Genomic DNA, 16883 nt, shown 5'->3' on the forward strand with positions numbered 1-16883 from the left:
ATAACGGCGCTGAGGAGGGGACGGCTTGAATCGCAGGAAATACAACGGGTTGATCATCGTTTCTTTCGTCTTGCTGCTCGTCTGGGCAATGAGCGGAACCATGCTGCTGAATCTCGAGACTGCGGATTCGCCGGCTGCTTCGGAGCCGGTTCGCAAAATCAAGGTACTGATCCGGACGGGAACCGAGTCTGCAGCGTTGCGACAGCTGCTGGCACCATTTGAAAACGATACGGGGATCAAGGTCGAATTCATTGAGATCGGTCGCGACGGTTACTTTACAGCTGTAGGTACGCAACTGCTCGCCGGTTCGAACACGTTCGATATCGTCTTCGTCCCGAACACGTCTATCGCCCAGTTTGCTTCGGCGAAAGCGATCGCGCCTTTGGACGGTTACATAAGCAGTGCGCAATCATCCGATCCCGAAGGGTTCGATCTCGACGATTTTCTGACGGTGTATCGCTACAAAGGTTCGATCTATGCTTTGCCCACGGACATCAGTACGCATTTTCTGTACTACCGCAGCGATTTGATTCCGAGTCCGCCCGATACCTGGGAGGAAGTGTACGAGACCGCAAAGAGATTCTCGCAATTCGGGAACCCGAAGTCCCCTACGAGATGGGGGCTGGCGATGCCGGGCGTCGTTCCGGAAGAGCGGACCAAAATATTCGCCTCCTTGCTGTGGTCTTTTGGCGGGAACTTCCTGGAGGAAGACAGTGGCAAGGTGCTGCTGGATTCGGAAGCATCGGTCCGTGCTGGAGACTATTTGCAGCGGCTTGTTCGGGATAAGATTGTACCGGACAATCTTCTGTCCTGGGATTTCGTGCGGACGAGGGACGCTCTCTTGTCCGGGGAAGCCGCCATGGCAGCACCGTATTGGAACTCGGCATATCCGATGATCAAGCTAAGCGACGGCCCTTACGCGGGCTTCATTCGGATCGCGTTGCTTCCGGGGAGGAAAGACAGCGACGGAGCGGTTCAACGCGTTCCTTTCCAGCACGGCTGGACGCTGGCGATCAACGCGAACTCGGACAACAAGGAAGCAGCGTGGAAGTTTCTCGCATATGCCACCGGTAAACGCGGGGGAATGATCTACGCCGATGCCGGCGGCGTGCCGGCGAGACGTTCGCTGCTCGGCGACCCGGCGTTCCGGGAGAAGCGCCCAGATTTTTCGCTCATTCTGGAATCGATGAAGATGGCTGAGAACGAGCCGTCAGTTACTTACTATCCGGCGATGGTGGATGCGGTGGAACGGGCTCTCGCCAAAGTCGTGACGCTGTACGAAGAACCGCAGGACGCATTCCGGGAGGCGTCCACCGTTCTGCGCCGTCTGGCGGTGCGGGCGGCTCCGTGAAAGGAAGGGGATCAGGTTGGCTAACGCAGAATACCGCGCGATGATTATCGACGATGAGGCCTGGATTCGGGAAGGACTATGCGAACATATCGAGTGGAAGAAGCTCGGCATTGAGCTCGTTAACGTTTTCGAGGACGGCGCCGAAGCGCTTGCTTATTTGGAGAAAGACCCGGTTGACATCGTCTTGTCCGATATACGCATGCCCAATATGACCGGGCTCGAACTGGTGGCCCGGCTTCGCGTCAGCGGCCGCGTAGACGGGGAAGCCGACGCGGTCACGGTCAAAGACTTGTCCGGCATCAAGGTGATCTTCTTGAGCGGTTATGGTGATTTCCAATACGCGCAGGAAGCGCTGCGGCTGGGAGCAGTCGATTATTTGCTCAAGCCGACAGAGGTGGAGGAGATCGAAAACGCCCTGCTGAAGGCCAAGGCGCTTTGCGCTTCGGACAGAGTTTCTCCGTCCAGAATGCCGGGTGCCATCGAGCCATTGGAGGAACCAAGCTCTTATTTGATCAAGAAGGCACTAAACTACATTCAAGCGCACTTTACCGAAGAGGTTCATTTGGCGGAGATCGCGGGCGAGTTGTTCGTGACGCCGAACTATTTGAGTCGATTGTTTCGCCAGGAGACCGGACGATCGTTTATCGAATACTTGTCCCGGATACGCCTCGATAAAGCCTGCAGCCTGCTGACGGAGGGCAAGCTGAAAATCTATCAAGTGGGAGAAGCGGTCGGCTATCCGAATCCGCGTTATTTCAGCGAGTGGTTCCAGAAAAATATGGGCATGTCGCCGGGGGATTTCCGGAAAAGGCAAATATGAAAGCGGTTCAAAATTGGGCGAAAAAACGGACGAAAAGATAGATTCGCCTCATTATATCGATTGTCCCGATCGATTAGGATAAAGGATGTTAAGCGATTACATCATTCATCGGATCGAAAGGGGTAATGACATGAAACAAAAAGCGGGCCTGGTTTTTACGGCGGCGGCCGCCCTCGGCATGCTGCTGACGGGGTGCAACAGCAAATCGAACAACGGCGCTTCGCCTTCCGCGGCTTCTCCAAGCACACCGCCGAGCGCAAGCGCATCCGCCACGCCCGGCGGCAATCAACAAGTCGAAATCTTCAGCTGGTGGACCGGCGCGGGCGAGGAAGCGGGTCTGAAAGGACTCATCAAGGAATTTGAAGGCAAGCATGCCAACATCAAAGTCATCAATTCTGCCGTCTCCGGCGGCGCCGGCACAAACGCCAAGGCGGTGCTGGCAAGCCGGATGCAGGGCGGAGATCCGCCAGATGCGTTTCAGGTGCACGGCGGCGCTGAACTGAATACCGGCTGGGTGGCGGCTGACAAGGTCATCCCGCTGAACGATCTGTACGAGGCGGAAGGTTGGAAAACCAAATTTCCGCAAGATCTGATCGACCTGGTTAGCAAAGACGGCAACATCTACTCGGTACCGGTTAACATCCATCGCGGCAACGTGGTGTTCTACAACAAGAAAATTTTCGACAGCAACGGCCTGAAAGCCCCGACGACGTTTGACGAGTTCTTCGCGGTGGCTGACGCTTTGAAAGCCAAGGGCATCGTTCCGCTGGCATTGGGCGACAAGGAGCCGTGGACGGCCACGATGCTGTTCGAGAACGTGCTGCTCGGTCAGCTCGGCACGGAGGATTACAAGAAACTGTGGACGGGCAAGCTGTCTTTCGACGACGCGAAGGTGAAGACTTCGCTGGAAACGTTCAAGAAGATGCTATCTTATATCAACTCCGACCATGCCGCCCGCAACTGGCAGGACGCCGCGCAGCTCGTGGCGAAAGGCGAAGCAGCGATGAACGTGATGGGCGATTGGGCGAAGGGCTACTTCACGACGGATCTGAAATTAACCGCGAACAAAGACTTCGGCTGGGTGGCGACGCCGAACTCGTCCGGCATGTTCATGGTCGTCACCGACACGTTTGCGATTCCGAAGGGCACCAAGCACAAAGAGGCAGCCAAAGAATGGCTGAAAGTGCTCGGCTCGGTAGAAGGACAGGATGTGTTCAACCCGCTGAAGGGCTCCATTCCGGCTCGCATCGATGCGGACAAATCCAAGTATGACGTGTACGGGCAATCGACGATTGAAGATTTCAAGGCAAGCAAGCTGGCGCCGAGCATGGCTCACGGCTCCGCCGCTCCCGAAGGCTTCACGACGCAAGCGAACCAGGCCGTCAACATTTTCGTCACCAACGGCGATGTGAATCAAGCGTTGAAAGCGCTGAAGCAAGCGCAAAGCTCTAGCATCAAGTAGAGAATAGCATTAAGGGCCAGACGCGTGAATCGCGCGGCTGGCCCTCCTTATTGGGAGTGATCGCTTATGACAGACACTGGTTCCGTAACAGCTCCAAGACGCCGCAGCCGGACATTCGCCCGGATGGCGCCGATTCTGATGATCCTGCCGTCTTTTGTGGTCATCGGGATATTCGTTTACGGATTCATCGCTTGGACAGGTTATGTATCCTTTACGGATTGGAATACGCTCGTGAAATCGTCCAATTGGATCGGCTTTGACAATTACCGCTTCCTTTTTCAGGATTTTCGGTTTCAGTCCGATTTGCGCAATACGCTCTTCTTTACCGTGTTGTTCATCGGCTTGTCCATGATGCTCGGCCTGTTCCTGGCCCGGGTTGTCGATACGAAAGTCCGCGGGGAGATTTTCTTCCGCAACGTATTCATCTTTCCGATGGCATTGTCCTTCATCGTTACCGGGGTCGTTTGGCAATGGATCCTATCACCCAAAACCGGAGTGAATCTGATTCTGAAGAATATCGGTTTTACGCATGTGCCCGATTGGTTCGTCAGCACCCAGATCATACCGAAAGTTCATACCGGGCAGATCGATTTCGGCATTCCGATGGCGATTATTGCTGTCGTGTTGGCCGCCGTATGGCAAATGGCGGGTTTCGCCATGGCGATGTATTTGGCCGGATTACGGGCCATTCCCGAAGATCTGCGTGAAGCCGCACGCGTTGACGGTGCAGCCGAACGTCAAATCTTCCGCAAAGTCATCCTTCCGCAGCTGAAACCGATCTCTATGAGCCTGATCATCATTCTGGCGCATGTCTCGTTGAAAATATTCGATTTAATCTACGCGATGACGGGTCCCGGCGCCATGTTCGTGACGGACGTTCCCGGCATGTATATGTTCGAGACGACTTTCCGCGGGAATCATTACGCCCAAGGCGCGGGTATCGCGATGGTCATGCTGCTGCTCATATCTCTCGTCATCGTGCCCTATTTGATTTCCGCGTTCCGAAAGGAGAAGTCGTAGAATGGCGATACCGCGCTCGAAACGGCTTATTCTGTACTTCACACTCGCTGTGCTTGCAGCCGTCTTCCTCGTTCCGATCTATGTCATGCTCGTCACGAGCGTCAAGAGCGTGGATGAAATTACGCTGGACCAGATGTGGAAGCTTCCCTCCCGTCTGAATTTCTCAGCTTATAACGAAGCTTACGACAAGCTGATTCCGAACCTGGCCAACAGCTTCTATCTGGCCGTCCCGGCGACGCTGCTGTCTTCGCTGCTGGGTTCCATGAACGGTTATGTGCTGTCCAAATGGAAATTCCGGGGCTCTGATACGTTGTTTGCATTGATGCTGTTCGGGATGTTCATCCCGTACCAGAGCATTCTCATTCCGCTGATTCAATTTTTGCAGCAAGTGCAGCTCTATAACTCGATCCCCGGCCTCATCCTGATTCACGTCATATATGGTCTGCCTATATGCACCCTAATGTTCCGCAATTTCTACGCCGGCATACCGAACGAATTGCTGGAAGCGGCGCAAATCGACGGCAACGGCTTCATGGGGATTTACAGAAGGGTAATTTTCCCGCTGTCGATCACCGGATTCGTCGTCGTCGGCATCTGGCAGTTTACGAGCGTATGGAACGAATTCTTGTTCGCCGTATCGCTCACTTCGCAGAAACAGCAGCCGATTATGGTCGCGCTGCAGAACCTGTCCGGAAGCCAGATAGTGCAATGGAACGTGCAGATGGCGGGAGCGCTGTTGGCGGCAACGCCAACCCTCGCCGTATATATTTTCTTGGGAAAATTCTTCATACGCGGATTGCTCGCGGGATCGATTAAAGGATAGCCACTCCAAGCTGTCATTCGTTTATGAAATAGGCCCGGCCAGCAGTGGCTGGGCCTCAAGTTCCAGCTGCAAGAAAGCGGTTGCAACGCTTGATTACGCCGGCAGCGGCAAAGGTCAAGGCCTAAATACGACAATCCGGTATGAAGTGTATTAATTTTTTTCACTTGAAAATATTTTATGAAGGAGAGTCGTTATGAAGCAAAAACGACTATTGAGTATTATTTTAGCGTTTGTAATGATGCTGACCATGGTTTTGAGCAGTGTAACGGTTCCCGCCCAAGGGAAAACAGTCGATGAATTTGATAAACTGCGAGAGAAATGGCGGTATTTGGCTATGGGCGGTGATTATGATCCCAAGGACCCGAATATGCAAGGGTTACTTCACGCTATCAATAATGTGGCGCAGGATCTTCTTGACAGGATCAATCCTAATCCTACACCGGATTGGGGCGACAATGATTACCTTTGGAAGGAATATATGCTTGGCAATCGCGGTTCTGCATATAGTGATTCAAATAATACCCAGTTCACGATCCGAAGCCTTAAGTTTATGGCATTAGCCCTTCAGACGAAAGGCTGTGAACTTTATCAGAATGAAAGATTGAAAAATGAGATACTCCGCGGAATGGATTATATTTATAAAAATCATTTTAAGATAGGAGTAGAAACGAATTCCTATGGGAATTGGTTTACTTGGGAAATTGGGGGGCCGATTTATTTTAGCGAGACAGTTCTGCTTATGTATGATTATCTGACAGCAGAACAGATCCAGGCTTATACATCAACTGCTTATCGGGGAGCGACCAAAGTCGGGGGAGACCCCTATATGTATGTGGGTGCAAATGCTTTGTGGAGAGATCGTGTCCGCATGTATTCGGGGATTCTTCTTAAAGATAGTTCAATCCTTGCCTATGTAAAAAATGATGTTCCTTCCTTTATGGGATATGTTAAAAGCGGCGATGGCTATTATGAAGACGGTACTTTTATGCAGCACGGAAATGTTGTTTATAATGGCGGTTATGGTAAAGAAGCATTCTCCGATGTGAGTCACTTTATTTATATGCTTGATGACTCTCCATGGAAAATTACCGGCCCCGAAAGAGATAATATGAGTACCATCGTGGAAAAAAGTTATGTGCCTTTTATGTATAAAGGCGTCTTCATGGATATGGTAAGGGGACGTGAAATCACCCGTAAAGATACGACCGATGCCTATGCTGGCATTACCATTAGCCTCGATGTTCTACTGTTCTCCGAATCGGTATCTGAGGAAACGGGCAAGAGATTTAAAGGAATGATTAAGGAATGGATGAATAATGAAAATGCAATACGTACTTTAAATGAGGGTGCTGGTGTTGCATGGTATATGTTCCCCGTATATAATCTCTCCAAAACTTTGGAAATCCTTAAGGATGATTCAATCAAGCCGGTTTCCAATGCGGGAAAAAGCTATACCTTTGGTAAAGGTGTAAGAACCGTTCATACTACAGACAAGTTCTCTTTTGGTCTTTCTATGTATAGCAAAGATATCACAACCTTTGAGCAAGGGGATAGTAATACAAAAGGTTGGTATACGGGTCTTGGACAGACTTATGTGTATACACCTGATATTGGACAGTATACCTATCAAAAACCAACAGTTGACTGGTATCGGCTTGCTGGTGTAACTGCCGTTAATGGCATCACGGTTGGCAGCCATAAAAATGCAAACTCCTTTGCAGGAAGCACCACGCTTAATGGTTCTTACAGTACTGCCGGCCTGGAGATTTCATCCGGCAGCACAAAAGTGAGCGCAAAAAAATCGTGGTTTATGTTTGATAACGAAGTTGTAGCATTAGGATCAGGTATTACTTCTACACATAATAACAATGTTGAAACTACGATTGACAACCATTATATTACAGGTAATAATGCTCTAATTATCAATGGAGAAAAACAGTCGAACAAGCTTGGCTGGAACGGTAAAATCGATAATGCCAGGTGGGCACTAATAGAAGGAAATGTTAAAGACTCCAATATTGGCGTTTATTTCCCGAAAGAAACCAAGATCGGCGCAGTCCGTGAAACCCGTAAAGGAAAATGGACGGATTTGGGCTCTTATAATGTAGATGAAGATGTGCAATCAGCCGATTACCTTACGATGTGGATTGATCATGGCTCAAAGCCGGTGAATGAAAGCTATGCATACGTTCTATTGCCTGAAATGACCGCAGAGCAGGTTGAAAACTATGCAGATTCCAGCGATATTGAAATCATCCGCCAGGATAATAATGTACACGCTGTATATGAGAAAACGCTCCATACTCTTGGCGCAAACTTCTGGCAAGATGGTGATCAATCCATTGATGCAATGGGTGTAAAAGATTATCTTACTGTTGATAAAGCTGCATCTATGATGATAAAAGAAGATGATCATAAACTTAGCTTTGCTCTTTCAGATACGACAAATAGAAATTCGGGCACAATTACCGTGGATATTAATCGGGCAGCTGTCGGGGTTATATCTAAAGATAGCCGGATTAAAGTTATTCAAACTTCTCCGTCAATTAGGTTTGAGCTGGATGTCGATCATTCTTTTGGGAATCCGATCGAAGCTGAGTTTGCCTTCCAACCACTTGAGGCGCCAGGAGAAACATCTATTACAAATATGGCATTAAACGATGTCACATTGAGTCTTGAATTTGCAAAAGCTTCGCGAGCAACAGGTTATAAGCTGGTTTACGGTACGGAAAGTGGAAATTATACGGAATCGCTTTTTACTTTCGGAAATACAGCGCAAATCAAAGGATTAAATGCAAATACGACTTATTATTTTGCAGTTAAAGCAATTAATGATTCAGGTGAAGGCAGCCTATCGCCTGAAATATCCTATCGTATTGGCAACACACGTACTTTGATCGAAGAATTCGAAGATTTCTCCAAGACGGTCAGTTATTCCGGTGGATGGGCATTCGACGCTTCCAATGCGAATACTTATTATGATGGAGATTCTACTCGTTTTAAGAGAAATGATGCTGATAAAACGAATCCAAGACGAGAGGAATATGTAACCTACTATACGCCAACACCAAAAGACTTTGAACTGACAACCTATGATTATGGTTTGGCTAGTGCAGGGGATAATACCATCCTTCAATTCTTTGGTTCAACAGATAATGAGAACTGGATTCCTATTCCGGCAACAAAAAACGGAACCGTAGTAAAAGATAAGTGGAGTAAAGTTGTATATACCAATTCAGCGGAATTGGATCGCTCCATAAGGTTTATCAAGATTTCCGTTTCCAATAATACCAAAATTTGGGCACCACAGCTTTCAAAACTGGTAATCAATTATGCCTGGACTTCTGACCGTTTTGTAATGGATACGATGCTGGATGATTCCAGAACCTATGAGGTAAAAGGTGATGCCGCCTATATGAAGGGGGATGGTGTTAAATTCGGCGGGGATAAGGATATTCTGATAAAAAATGGCTCTGAACATGCAAGGATGCTTTATAGTTATACTAATATACGAAATGCCAATCTTACTGCTTTTATCGCCAAAGCAAATGGCGGTGCCGTTTCGATGATGTCTTCCAAAGACGGGAAAAGCTATATACCTGTTGCTTCCAGTCAAGAGATTGCCGGTCGTGATTATGGGAACTACAATAAAGTGGTTTACAACATTCCTGAATTAGAGGATGGTACGAACTACCTATTGCTTACAATAAGCGGTGAAGCCGATTCAATTGCGATTGCCGACCTACACTTATCCTATGTCCATCAAATTGCACCCATACAAAAGATCCGCTTTAAAGATAAGCAGCTTGAAGCCGTTATGAAGTATAATTTAGCCACGGTCGTCAAATTGGCACCGATGAATGCGACCGGTGAAATAAACTATACGATTTCAGATAAGGATATTGCTACAGTGAATTCTTCAACAGGGGCATTGCAGGCTGGAGCACTCGGATCAGCGGTTCTAACAGCTAAAGTTCTTGGAACGAAGGAAGATGTAAGTGCAAATATTAATGTCCGTACTTCAGAAAACCTCGCACTTAACGCAAATACTTCTGCAAGTTCTGCCAATGGTACTTACACTGCTAATAAAGCGACAGATGGTGATTATCTTTCGCGTTGGGAATCCAGTGTAGGAAATGTTCAATGGCTGCAGGTCGATTTAGGATCACCTAAGGGGTTTGGAGCAATTGAGCTTAACTGGCAGCAATATGCAACCAATTATGTGGTTCAGGGTTCTCTGAATGGCAACGTCTGGGTAAATCTTTATACGGAGACGAACGGTAAAGGCGGTAATGTCTGGATTGCATTTGATGAAGTACAAAAATATCGATATGTTAGATTAAGTGGTACACAAGCACCTGCTGCCTATTCACTTTATGAGTTCCGTGTTCTCTCGTTTAAAGCACAAAGCGGACAAGATGGAGTTGTACTTCAAAATCTTGCACTTGGAAAAACCGCAACAACAAGTGGCAATGACACCACGAATAGTGATCCTAAAGCTGCTATAGATGGAGATCCATCAACGCGTTGGGCGTCTGCGAGATCGGACAATCAGTGGTATACCATTGACTTAGGTGCTCAAAGCCATATTTATCAGATTAATTTGCTTTGGGAAGCAGCTTACGGTAAAGAGTATAACATTCAGGTCTACAATGAGAGCGATTCGGTAACCAATGTAGTCTATGAAAAAAGCGGTGCTGCCGGATGGAAGAGGTATGTACTTGATGAGCCGATACAGGGAAGATACGTTCGTATGCAAGGTATTAAGCGCGGTACCACATTTGGATATTCTTTATATGAATTTGAGGTCATTGGAAGTTTGGCAGAAACGACTGTTAATTCCATTCAGTTTGCTTCTGAAAAATTTACTGTTTTACGAAACCATAAGAAAACGGCTGCTATTCTTACAGATCCACCTTATATAAATGAGGGAAGTGTTGCATTTGTCAGCCTAAACCCTGAAATAGCAACGGTATCAAATAAAGGTGTTGTTACGGGTATAACAACAGGATCGGCAATCATTAAGGCGTATTCTACGGTTTCTGATGCTGTTTATGCGAGTAGTGAAGTAACGGTAACAGATTATATCGGTGCTCCCATACCAGTTTCCAGTCTTGAGGTGCGAGGTGGTGTAGCTATCATCGAGAAAGGGACAACTGCTCAGTTTGATGCTTCAGTTACTCCCGATAATGCATCAATAAAGAACATTCGCTGGACTTCCAGTGATGAACGTGTACTCCTCGTAACGAACGAAGGTTTAATAAAAGCAATTAGCGTAGGAACCGTGGTTGTAAGAGCGATCAGTGTTGCTAATCCGCAGCTTATGTATGAACAGGAGATAAGAGTTGTTGATGCAGAAGTGGAAACAGTAAAGGCATTGATTCATGCAATCGGTGTGGTTACCTTGAAAAGCAAGGGAGATATCGATGCTGCACGGCAAGCGAATAATGAACTGTCTGATGATCAGAAAGCATTAGTGGATAACTATGAAGAACTGGCAGTTGCAGAAAGACAGTATGAGGAACTGGTGGAAGCAGCGAAGAAAGTAAATGGAGTAACACTTGACAAGAACACAATGGATTTGACGGTAAGAAGTAGCGGACAGCTGACAGCTGCCATAACACCGTCCAGTGCAGTAAACAAGAATGTAACATGGTCGAGCAGTAATTCCAGTGTTGCAACAGTCGACAGTAATGGTAGGGTAACCGCTGTGGCAGCAGGAACAGCGATAATTACCGTAACAACCGAAGACGGCGGTAAGACAGCAACATGTTTGGTAACCGTCAGAAGAAGCGGTAATGGTGGAAGCGATCCTAGCGGAGGTGATTCATCCGGAACACCGGGAACAATACCGCCAGTAACCCCACCGCCAACAACGCCGATAGAAAATGCTCCGGGTACAATTCAGGCATCTGCACCTGTAGTGAATGATGCAGGCGTAGCTTCAACTACCATTGATGCAGATGCATTGACCAAAGCTCTCAAAACATCGGATACAGCAATAATCAATGTACCGAAGGCTGAGGGAGCCAGTGCATATGAAGCGGTCTTCACGGTACCAGCTCTGATGGCAGAACATGCATCAAAGAAGATCGAAATAGCAACGGAACTCGGTAAGGTATCAATACCTGGAAACATGCTCACACCATTAGATGTAAAAGGGGCACAGAGTATAAGCCTCACCCTAGCAAAAGCAGATACAAACGTAGTGATTGATAAGGCAGTAAAGTCACAAATAGGTATGAGACCTGCAGTAGAACTCAATGTAAGTATAAACGGCAGCAGGATATCATGGAGCAATCCTGAAGCGCCTGTTACCGTGGAAATACCGTATACGCCTACAGCAGCTGAGCTTGCCGATCCAGAACATATCGTCGTATGGTACATTGATGAAGCAGGAAAGGCAGTGGCGGTACCAACAGGCAAATATGATTCCAGAACGGGTAAGGTAACCTTTAAAACAACACACTTCGGCAATTATGCAGTGGCACATGTGAAGAAGAGCTTTGGAGACATTGGCGGATATTCATGGGCAAGTAGGGCAATCGAAGTTTTGGCATCTAAAGGTGTTATTAACGGTACTTCTGAAACAACCTTCGATCCTTCTGCCGATGTTAAGCGGGCAGACTTCATACTCATGCTTGTTAAGGCTCTTGGGTTATCTGCAAAAACACAGGGCAACTTTGCAGATGTAAGCTCAAGTGCCTATTATGCAGAAGCTCTGGCAACAGCTAAGGTTCTTGGAATTACAGTTGGGGTTGGTAACAATAATTTCAATCCAGATGCCAAGATATCAAGGGAAGACATGATTGTTCTTGCAGCAAGAGCTATGAATAAGGCTGGAAGACAATTGGCAAATGCTTCCGAATCGGAACTGAAGGGCTATTCTGATTCGGCACAAATAAGCGGTTACGCATTAAATAATGTTGCAGCTTTGATTAAAGCTGGAATTATAGAAGGCAGCGGCAATTCAATAAATCCGAAGGCTACAGCAACAAGGGCTGAAACAGCAGTTATCATTTATAACTTGTATAACAGGTAGTCTAGCAAACGGGGTTTTCCTTTTATTTGGGAAACCCCGTTTGGTTATTATGCCGATGATACATTCGGCACGGCGAAATGCAGGAATTCGGTCGGGCAGCCAAGTGTACGATTTAAGCCTGTCCATCAATCCGAAGCTGGCGGCCATTTTGACTGCAATTTGAAATATAAAATGATGGAGCAAGGGACTATAGGAGCTGGCCGCGACAGCTCCATTCGCCTTTTTCGCCGTTATGAGCGTTACGGTGAACCTTATCACAAATAGGGCCTAATTTCTGTTATAATGTCGAGTATGTTAGCGATTAGGGACGGTGATTAACATGGGAAGAAAGCAGGCTTTTACAAAATCGGAGTTACTTGACCAAACCAAGAGAGTGCTTCTCGAACACGGTTATGAGGGGTTTCAGCTTAAATTGTTATCGAGAAGTCTGGTTGGAGCAAGGAGTACAATTTACCAATATTATGCCAATAAAGAAGAGATTGTTGCTGCATGTATGAAACGAGTAATGGAAAATGTACTACAAAAGGCGTCGGCTATTGATGATACGGATTGCATGGATGCCCTGCAGAGTCTGCTTACTATATATCTGGAAGAGGCGAATTTTCACCAACTGCTTGGAGATGCGCACAAAGTTAATAAAGCTAGTTCTGTAGCGGCGGCCGATGATCTTGAATTTGTTGAGCAAGCACATATGACTTTAAAAAATCAACTTGAGCGATTGTTCGTTCGTGCACAGGAAGAGGGGCACTTCAATCCAAGCATCCCACTCCCTGCGATAATAGGTGTCTTTTTTAACCTTATCGATACTCCCAATATGATGAATATTCCTATATCTCAGTGGAGTAAGTTATTGTACCAAATGTGGTTAGGAGGGGCAGGGAGACACTAAGGAGTACGAATTTATTTGACACCCGTGTCAAATAAAGATTATAATAAATACTTGTCAGACGAGGGAGGCTTAATTTGACACTCGTGTCATTTATTTTTACGGAGGAGAGGGATAGATTATGTTTTTGGCATTGAGGGAATTGAAACACAACAAGACAAGGTTTTTGATGATTGCCATCATTTTTGTGCTTATTTCTTGGTTGGTATTCATACTATCTGGTTTGGGGAATGGGTTATCTACACTAGCGGCTTCGACGTTCAAGAATATGAAGGCAGATTACGTAGTTTTTGAACAAGGCTCGAAAGCATCAATGAGTAAGTCTTTATTGTCTAATGAATTGACAGTGAGATTAAAAGAGATCCCGAACGTAAATGCCGTGTCGTCAATGGGAACCATCATGGCATCAGCCATCAAAGGAAATAGCAAGTTGAGTGAGGATAAAGTAGATATAGCTATTATTGGGATTGAGCCGGGGAGTTTTTTAGAACCGGTGACAATAGAAGGTTCGAGACTGACATCAGATAGCCTGACGAAGGTTATCGTAAATGACACCATGAAAGACGAGGGGTTTAAGTTGGGGGACACCTTCCAGTTGGATGGCTCGACGGAGTCATTGACTATTGTCGGTTTCGTCAAGGATCAGACTTATAACCACGTAGCAGCTGTTTTTACACCCATTGCAGAGTGGCGAAAAATTGCGTTTGCGGCACCTGGCTCGGACAAAGGAGTCACGATCCCAGTCAATGCGATAATGCTTCAAGGTAATGATATTGATCCCACTGCCATCAATGAACAGCTATCGGGTACCAATATTGTTACTCGTGCAGCAGCGGTACAGGGAATGCCTGGCTACAAAGAAGAGAATGGCACGATCATGATGATGCTTGCGTTCCTGCTTGCGATTTCAGCATTCGTACTTGGCGTTTTCTTCTATGTATTTACGATGCAGAAGACCAACCAATTCGGGATAATGAAAGCGATCGGAGCAAAAAATGGGTTCTTGGGCAAAGCGGTCGTCTCTCAGGTGTTCGTTTTGTCGCTTTCTAGCATTATAGTTGGCATAATCCTGACTTATGGAACAGCGGCAATCATGCCAAAAGGCATGCCCTTCATGCTTGACACAAAGTTGGTTTTCACGTATTCGATCGTTTTGCTGGTGATTTCATTGCTTAGTTCGTTGGTATCGGTTCGCAAGATATCGAAAATTGATCCGCTGCAGGCGCTTGGGAGGGTTGAATAATGACTAAGGGATTGCAAATTACGGCGGCATCAAAGTATTACTATGAAGGATTGAATCGTATTTCGGCACTAGATAACGTATCCATTAAAGTGGAACCGGGCGAATTCATCGCGGTCGTAGGACCATCCGGTTCTGGAAAAAGCACCTTCTTATCCGTTGCGGGCGCACTGCTTAGAGCCTCCGAGGGTGAGGTTATATTAAATGGTAAGGACATATCGAAACTGTCAGGTAACCAACTATCCGACATCCGATTACATGAGATTGGTTTTATTATGCAAGCTTCGAATTTGGTTCCATACCTGAACGTACTTGATCAGTTGCTTGTCGTCAAGCGGATGTCGGGAAAGGTTCGTGCAGCAGATCAAGCTTTTGCTGCAAAATTGCTTGAAGAACTGGGTCTAGGCACAAAGCTGAAGAGCTTCCCTGAGGAGCTATCTGGGGGAGAAAAACAGCGTACCGCCATTGCCCGGGCTCTAATTAACGATCCTAATGTCATCTTGGCGGACGAACCTACAGCAAGCCTTGATACCAAGCGTGCCCATGAAGTAGTTTCCTTGATCGCTCATGAGGTGAGAACACGCCATAAAGCGGCAATTATGGTAACCCACGATGAGCGGCTGCTAACCTACTGCGACAAGGTATACCGGATGGAAGACGGGAAGTTATCATTAGCGAAAGTTGAGTCCATCCACTAAGGTGTTAATGGTGCAAGTCATTGGACAGACAAATCTGGGGAGAAACCCACAAGAGTCTTCGTTGATCAGTCAACAAAAACTGAAAACAGTGGGTTTTAGCCCGGGGGCACTCTAGAGAGTGCCCTTGTTTTATTGTACAACTCGAATCAAGTATGCAAAAAGCGCTGATGATATGATGGTTTTATGTGGACAGTTGAGGGATGGAAATACAAATGAATTGAAGATGGAATTCCCAAGCTTTGAAGAAGCTGAGACATGGTACTACAGCCCAGCTTATCAAGAAGCTGTGAAGCATCGCCTCAAAGGAGCAGCCTATAGGGGCATTATTGTTGAAGGGAAAGAATAAGGAATCAATAATGGGATGGTAAAAGTTACTGGCGGCAAAATAGTACTTTGGGGATCATATAGGCCGCCGTGCGACACACTTTGGCTGATTTTTCGCCGATACCTCGTTACGGGGAACCGTATCATAAGTGATGCCGAAATTTTTCGTGCGGAAGGGCGAAGAGGCAAGGTAGAGGTTGGAGCGGGTAAAGTGACAATGGCATAGAAAGGCCCGATTAGCTTGGTATAAGGCTAATACGGGCCCATTTTGATGCCTTCTATGTGCAATAAAATGTTCGATCCTTCTTTTTCCAGTATCTTTAGGAAAACGTCGGTAATTTCGGGGTCAAATTGTGTCCCCCTATTTTTTCGGATCTGGTTGGCGGCATACTCCAGTTCCATCCTGTTTCTATATACCCGTGTAGAAGTCATCGCATCAAAAGAATCAGCGACAGACAATATACGGGCTAATCGGGGAATTTGCTCACCCTTTAACCTACCAGGGTATCCAGTACCATCAAACCGTTCATGATGATATAAGATCATATCCAAAATACCACTTTTTTCGAACGAGGGGATATGCTTAACCATGTTATAACCGATGATAGAGTGTTGTTTAATAGAGTCATATTCATCCTTTGTTAGTGGTGTAGGCTTCGATAAAATAGATTCCGGCACCCCTATTTTCCCGATATCATGTAGGAGACCTCCTAAGTAAATATGATCGCATTGTCTGCTAGATAGCTTCATTTCTTTAGCTATTTTAAATGCATATTTTGCAACATTCTCTGAATGAAACGCTGTGTGAGTATCTCTAGAATCCAAAGATTTGGCTAGTGCAAGGGTTAGATTAAGTGTATTCTCTTTCTCCCTGATATAAAACTTTATCGAATTGGATACGGACAATATGGCCAATGTGTAGGTTAACCAATGAGATACAACCAAATGTATACTTAGATCATGACCATATGGGGCAAAATGATCACGAACCCATGACAAAACGCCAGATACAATAAATTGTATAAACATGTTCTTCCAGAATGCAAAGCCTGCAACTACTAAGGGAATTAGATACATACTCGTCAGATTTTGTGTGGGGTTAATCTCGTCAATTAATATGATTACAAACATAAGGAAGAAGAAGACTACAGTAAAGGGAGTAGTCTTCCGAGCTAACCAAGTATTTATCTTAACCTTGTTCATGGAGTCGATCATGT

The 16883-nt window shown here is 46.5% G+C and carries 11 protein-coding genes; 10 read left to right on the plus strand and 1 reads right to left on the minus strand.

The genetic code is table 11. The features are described 5' to 3' along the window. The first annotated feature begins 25 nt into the window (after positions 1-25). The 10 genes from AB4114_RS20275 (at position 26) to AB4114_RS20320 (ending at position 15688) form a co-directional block, all read left to right on the plus strand. On the plus strand, positions 26-1351 hold the full coding sequence (locus tag AB4114_RS20275; protein ID WP_441990066.1) for an ABC transporter substrate-binding protein: 1326 nt from the start codon (positions 26-28) through the stop codon (positions 1349-1351). Between the two features lie 16 nt (positions 1352-1367). Beyond that, positions 1368-2171, plus strand: a complete 804-nt coding sequence (locus AB4114_RS20280; RefSeq protein WP_441990067.1) for a response regulator transcription factor — start codon at positions 1368-1370, stop codon at positions 2169-2171. Positions 2172-2301: 130 nt separating this feature from the next. Then, on the plus strand, positions 2302-3633 hold the full coding sequence (locus AB4114_RS20285; protein WP_441990068.1) for an ABC transporter substrate-binding protein: 1332 nt from the start codon (positions 2302-2304) through the stop codon (positions 3631-3633). A gap of 66 nt (positions 3634-3699) precedes the next feature. After that, positions 3700-4653, plus strand: coding sequence for a carbohydrate ABC transporter permease (locus tag AB4114_RS20290; protein WP_441990069.1), 954 nt, complete (start codon positions 3700-3702; stop codon positions 4651-4653). A gap of 1 nt (position 4654) precedes the next feature. Beyond that, on the plus strand, positions 4655-5476 hold the full coding sequence (locus AB4114_RS20295; protein ID WP_441990070.1) for a carbohydrate ABC transporter permease: 822 nt from the start codon (positions 4655-4657) through the stop codon (positions 5474-5476). 193 nt (positions 5477-5669) lie between these two features. Next, positions 5670-12518: a polysaccharide lyase family 8 super-sandwich domain-containing protein gene (locus AB4114_RS20300; protein ID WP_441990071.1), complete on the plus strand. Its 6849-nt coding sequence runs from the start codon at positions 5670-5672 to the stop codon at positions 12516-12518. A gap of 319 nt (positions 12519-12837) precedes the next feature. Beyond that, positions 12838-13407, plus strand: a complete 570-nt coding sequence (locus tag AB4114_RS20305; RefSeq protein WP_441990072.1) for a TetR/AcrR family transcriptional regulator — start codon at positions 12838-12840, stop codon at positions 13405-13407. A gap of 118 nt (positions 13408-13525) precedes the next feature. Further along, positions 13526-14647, plus strand: a complete 1122-nt coding sequence (locus AB4114_RS20310) for an ABC transporter permease (RefSeq protein ID WP_441990073.1) — start codon at positions 13526-13528, stop codon at positions 14645-14647. Next, positions 14647-15342 carry an ABC transporter ATP-binding protein gene (locus tag AB4114_RS20315; protein ID WP_441990074.1) on the plus strand — a complete coding sequence of 232 codons (696 nt, stop codon included), beginning with the start codon at positions 14647-14649 and terminating at the stop codon, positions 15340-15342. The genes AB4114_RS20310 and AB4114_RS20315 overlap by 1 nt, the downstream gene beginning before the upstream one ends. A gap of 118 nt (positions 15343-15460) precedes the next feature. After that, positions 15461-15688 (plus strand): DUF1330 domain-containing protein, encoded by a 228-nt coding sequence (locus AB4114_RS20320; protein WP_441990075.1) that lies wholly within the window; start codon positions 15461-15463, stop codon positions 15686-15688. Between the two features lie 230 nt (positions 15689-15918). On the opposite strand, the gene AB4114_RS20325 is transcribed toward AB4114_RS20320, so the two are convergent. After that, positions 15919-16881 carry an HD-GYP domain-containing protein gene (locus AB4114_RS20325; protein WP_441990076.1) on the minus strand — a complete coding sequence of 321 codons (963 nt, stop codon included), beginning with the start codon at positions 16879-16881 and terminating at the stop codon, positions 15919-15921. Positions 16882-16883 lie beyond the last annotated feature (2 nt).

This window comes from Paenibacillus sp. 2RAB27, assembly GCF_052115445.1.
Classification (GTDB): domain Bacteria; phylum Bacillota; class Bacilli; order Paenibacillales; family NBRC-103111; genus Paenibacillus_E.

What these genes read in the sequence shown, in the direction of transcription:
- AB4114_RS20285 (WP_441990068.1), top strand. Translation starts at nt 2,302, where the DNA reads ATGAAACAAAAAGCGGGCCTGGTTTTTACGGCGGCGGCCGCCCTCGGC.
- AB4114_RS20290 (WP_441990069.1), top strand. Translation starts at nt 3,700, where the DNA reads ATGACAGACACTGGTTCCGTAACAGCTCCAAGACGCCGCAGCCGGACA.
- AB4114_RS20295 (WP_441990070.1), top strand. Translation starts at nt 4,655, where the DNA reads ATGGCGATACCGCGCTCGAAACGGCTTATTCTGTACTTCACACTCGCT.
- AB4114_RS20300 (WP_441990071.1), top strand. Translation starts at nt 5,670, where the DNA reads ATGAAGCAAAAACGACTATTGAGTATTATTTTAGCGTTTGTAATGATG.
- AB4114_RS20305 (WP_441990072.1), top strand. Translation starts at nt 12,838, where the DNA reads ATGGGAAGAAAGCAGGCTTTTACAAAATCGGAGTTACTTGACCAAACC.
- AB4114_RS20310 (WP_441990073.1), top strand. Translation starts at nt 13,526, where the DNA reads ATGTTTTTGGCATTGAGGGAATTGAAACACAACAAGACAAGGTTTTTG.
- AB4114_RS20315 (WP_441990074.1), top strand. Translation starts at nt 14,647, where the DNA reads ATGACTAAGGGATTGCAAATTACGGCGGCATCAAAGTATTACTATGAA.
- AB4114_RS20325 (WP_441990076.1), bottom strand. Translation starts at nt 16,881, where the DNA reads ATGATCGACTCCATGAACAAGGTTAAGATAAATACTTGGTTAGCTCGG.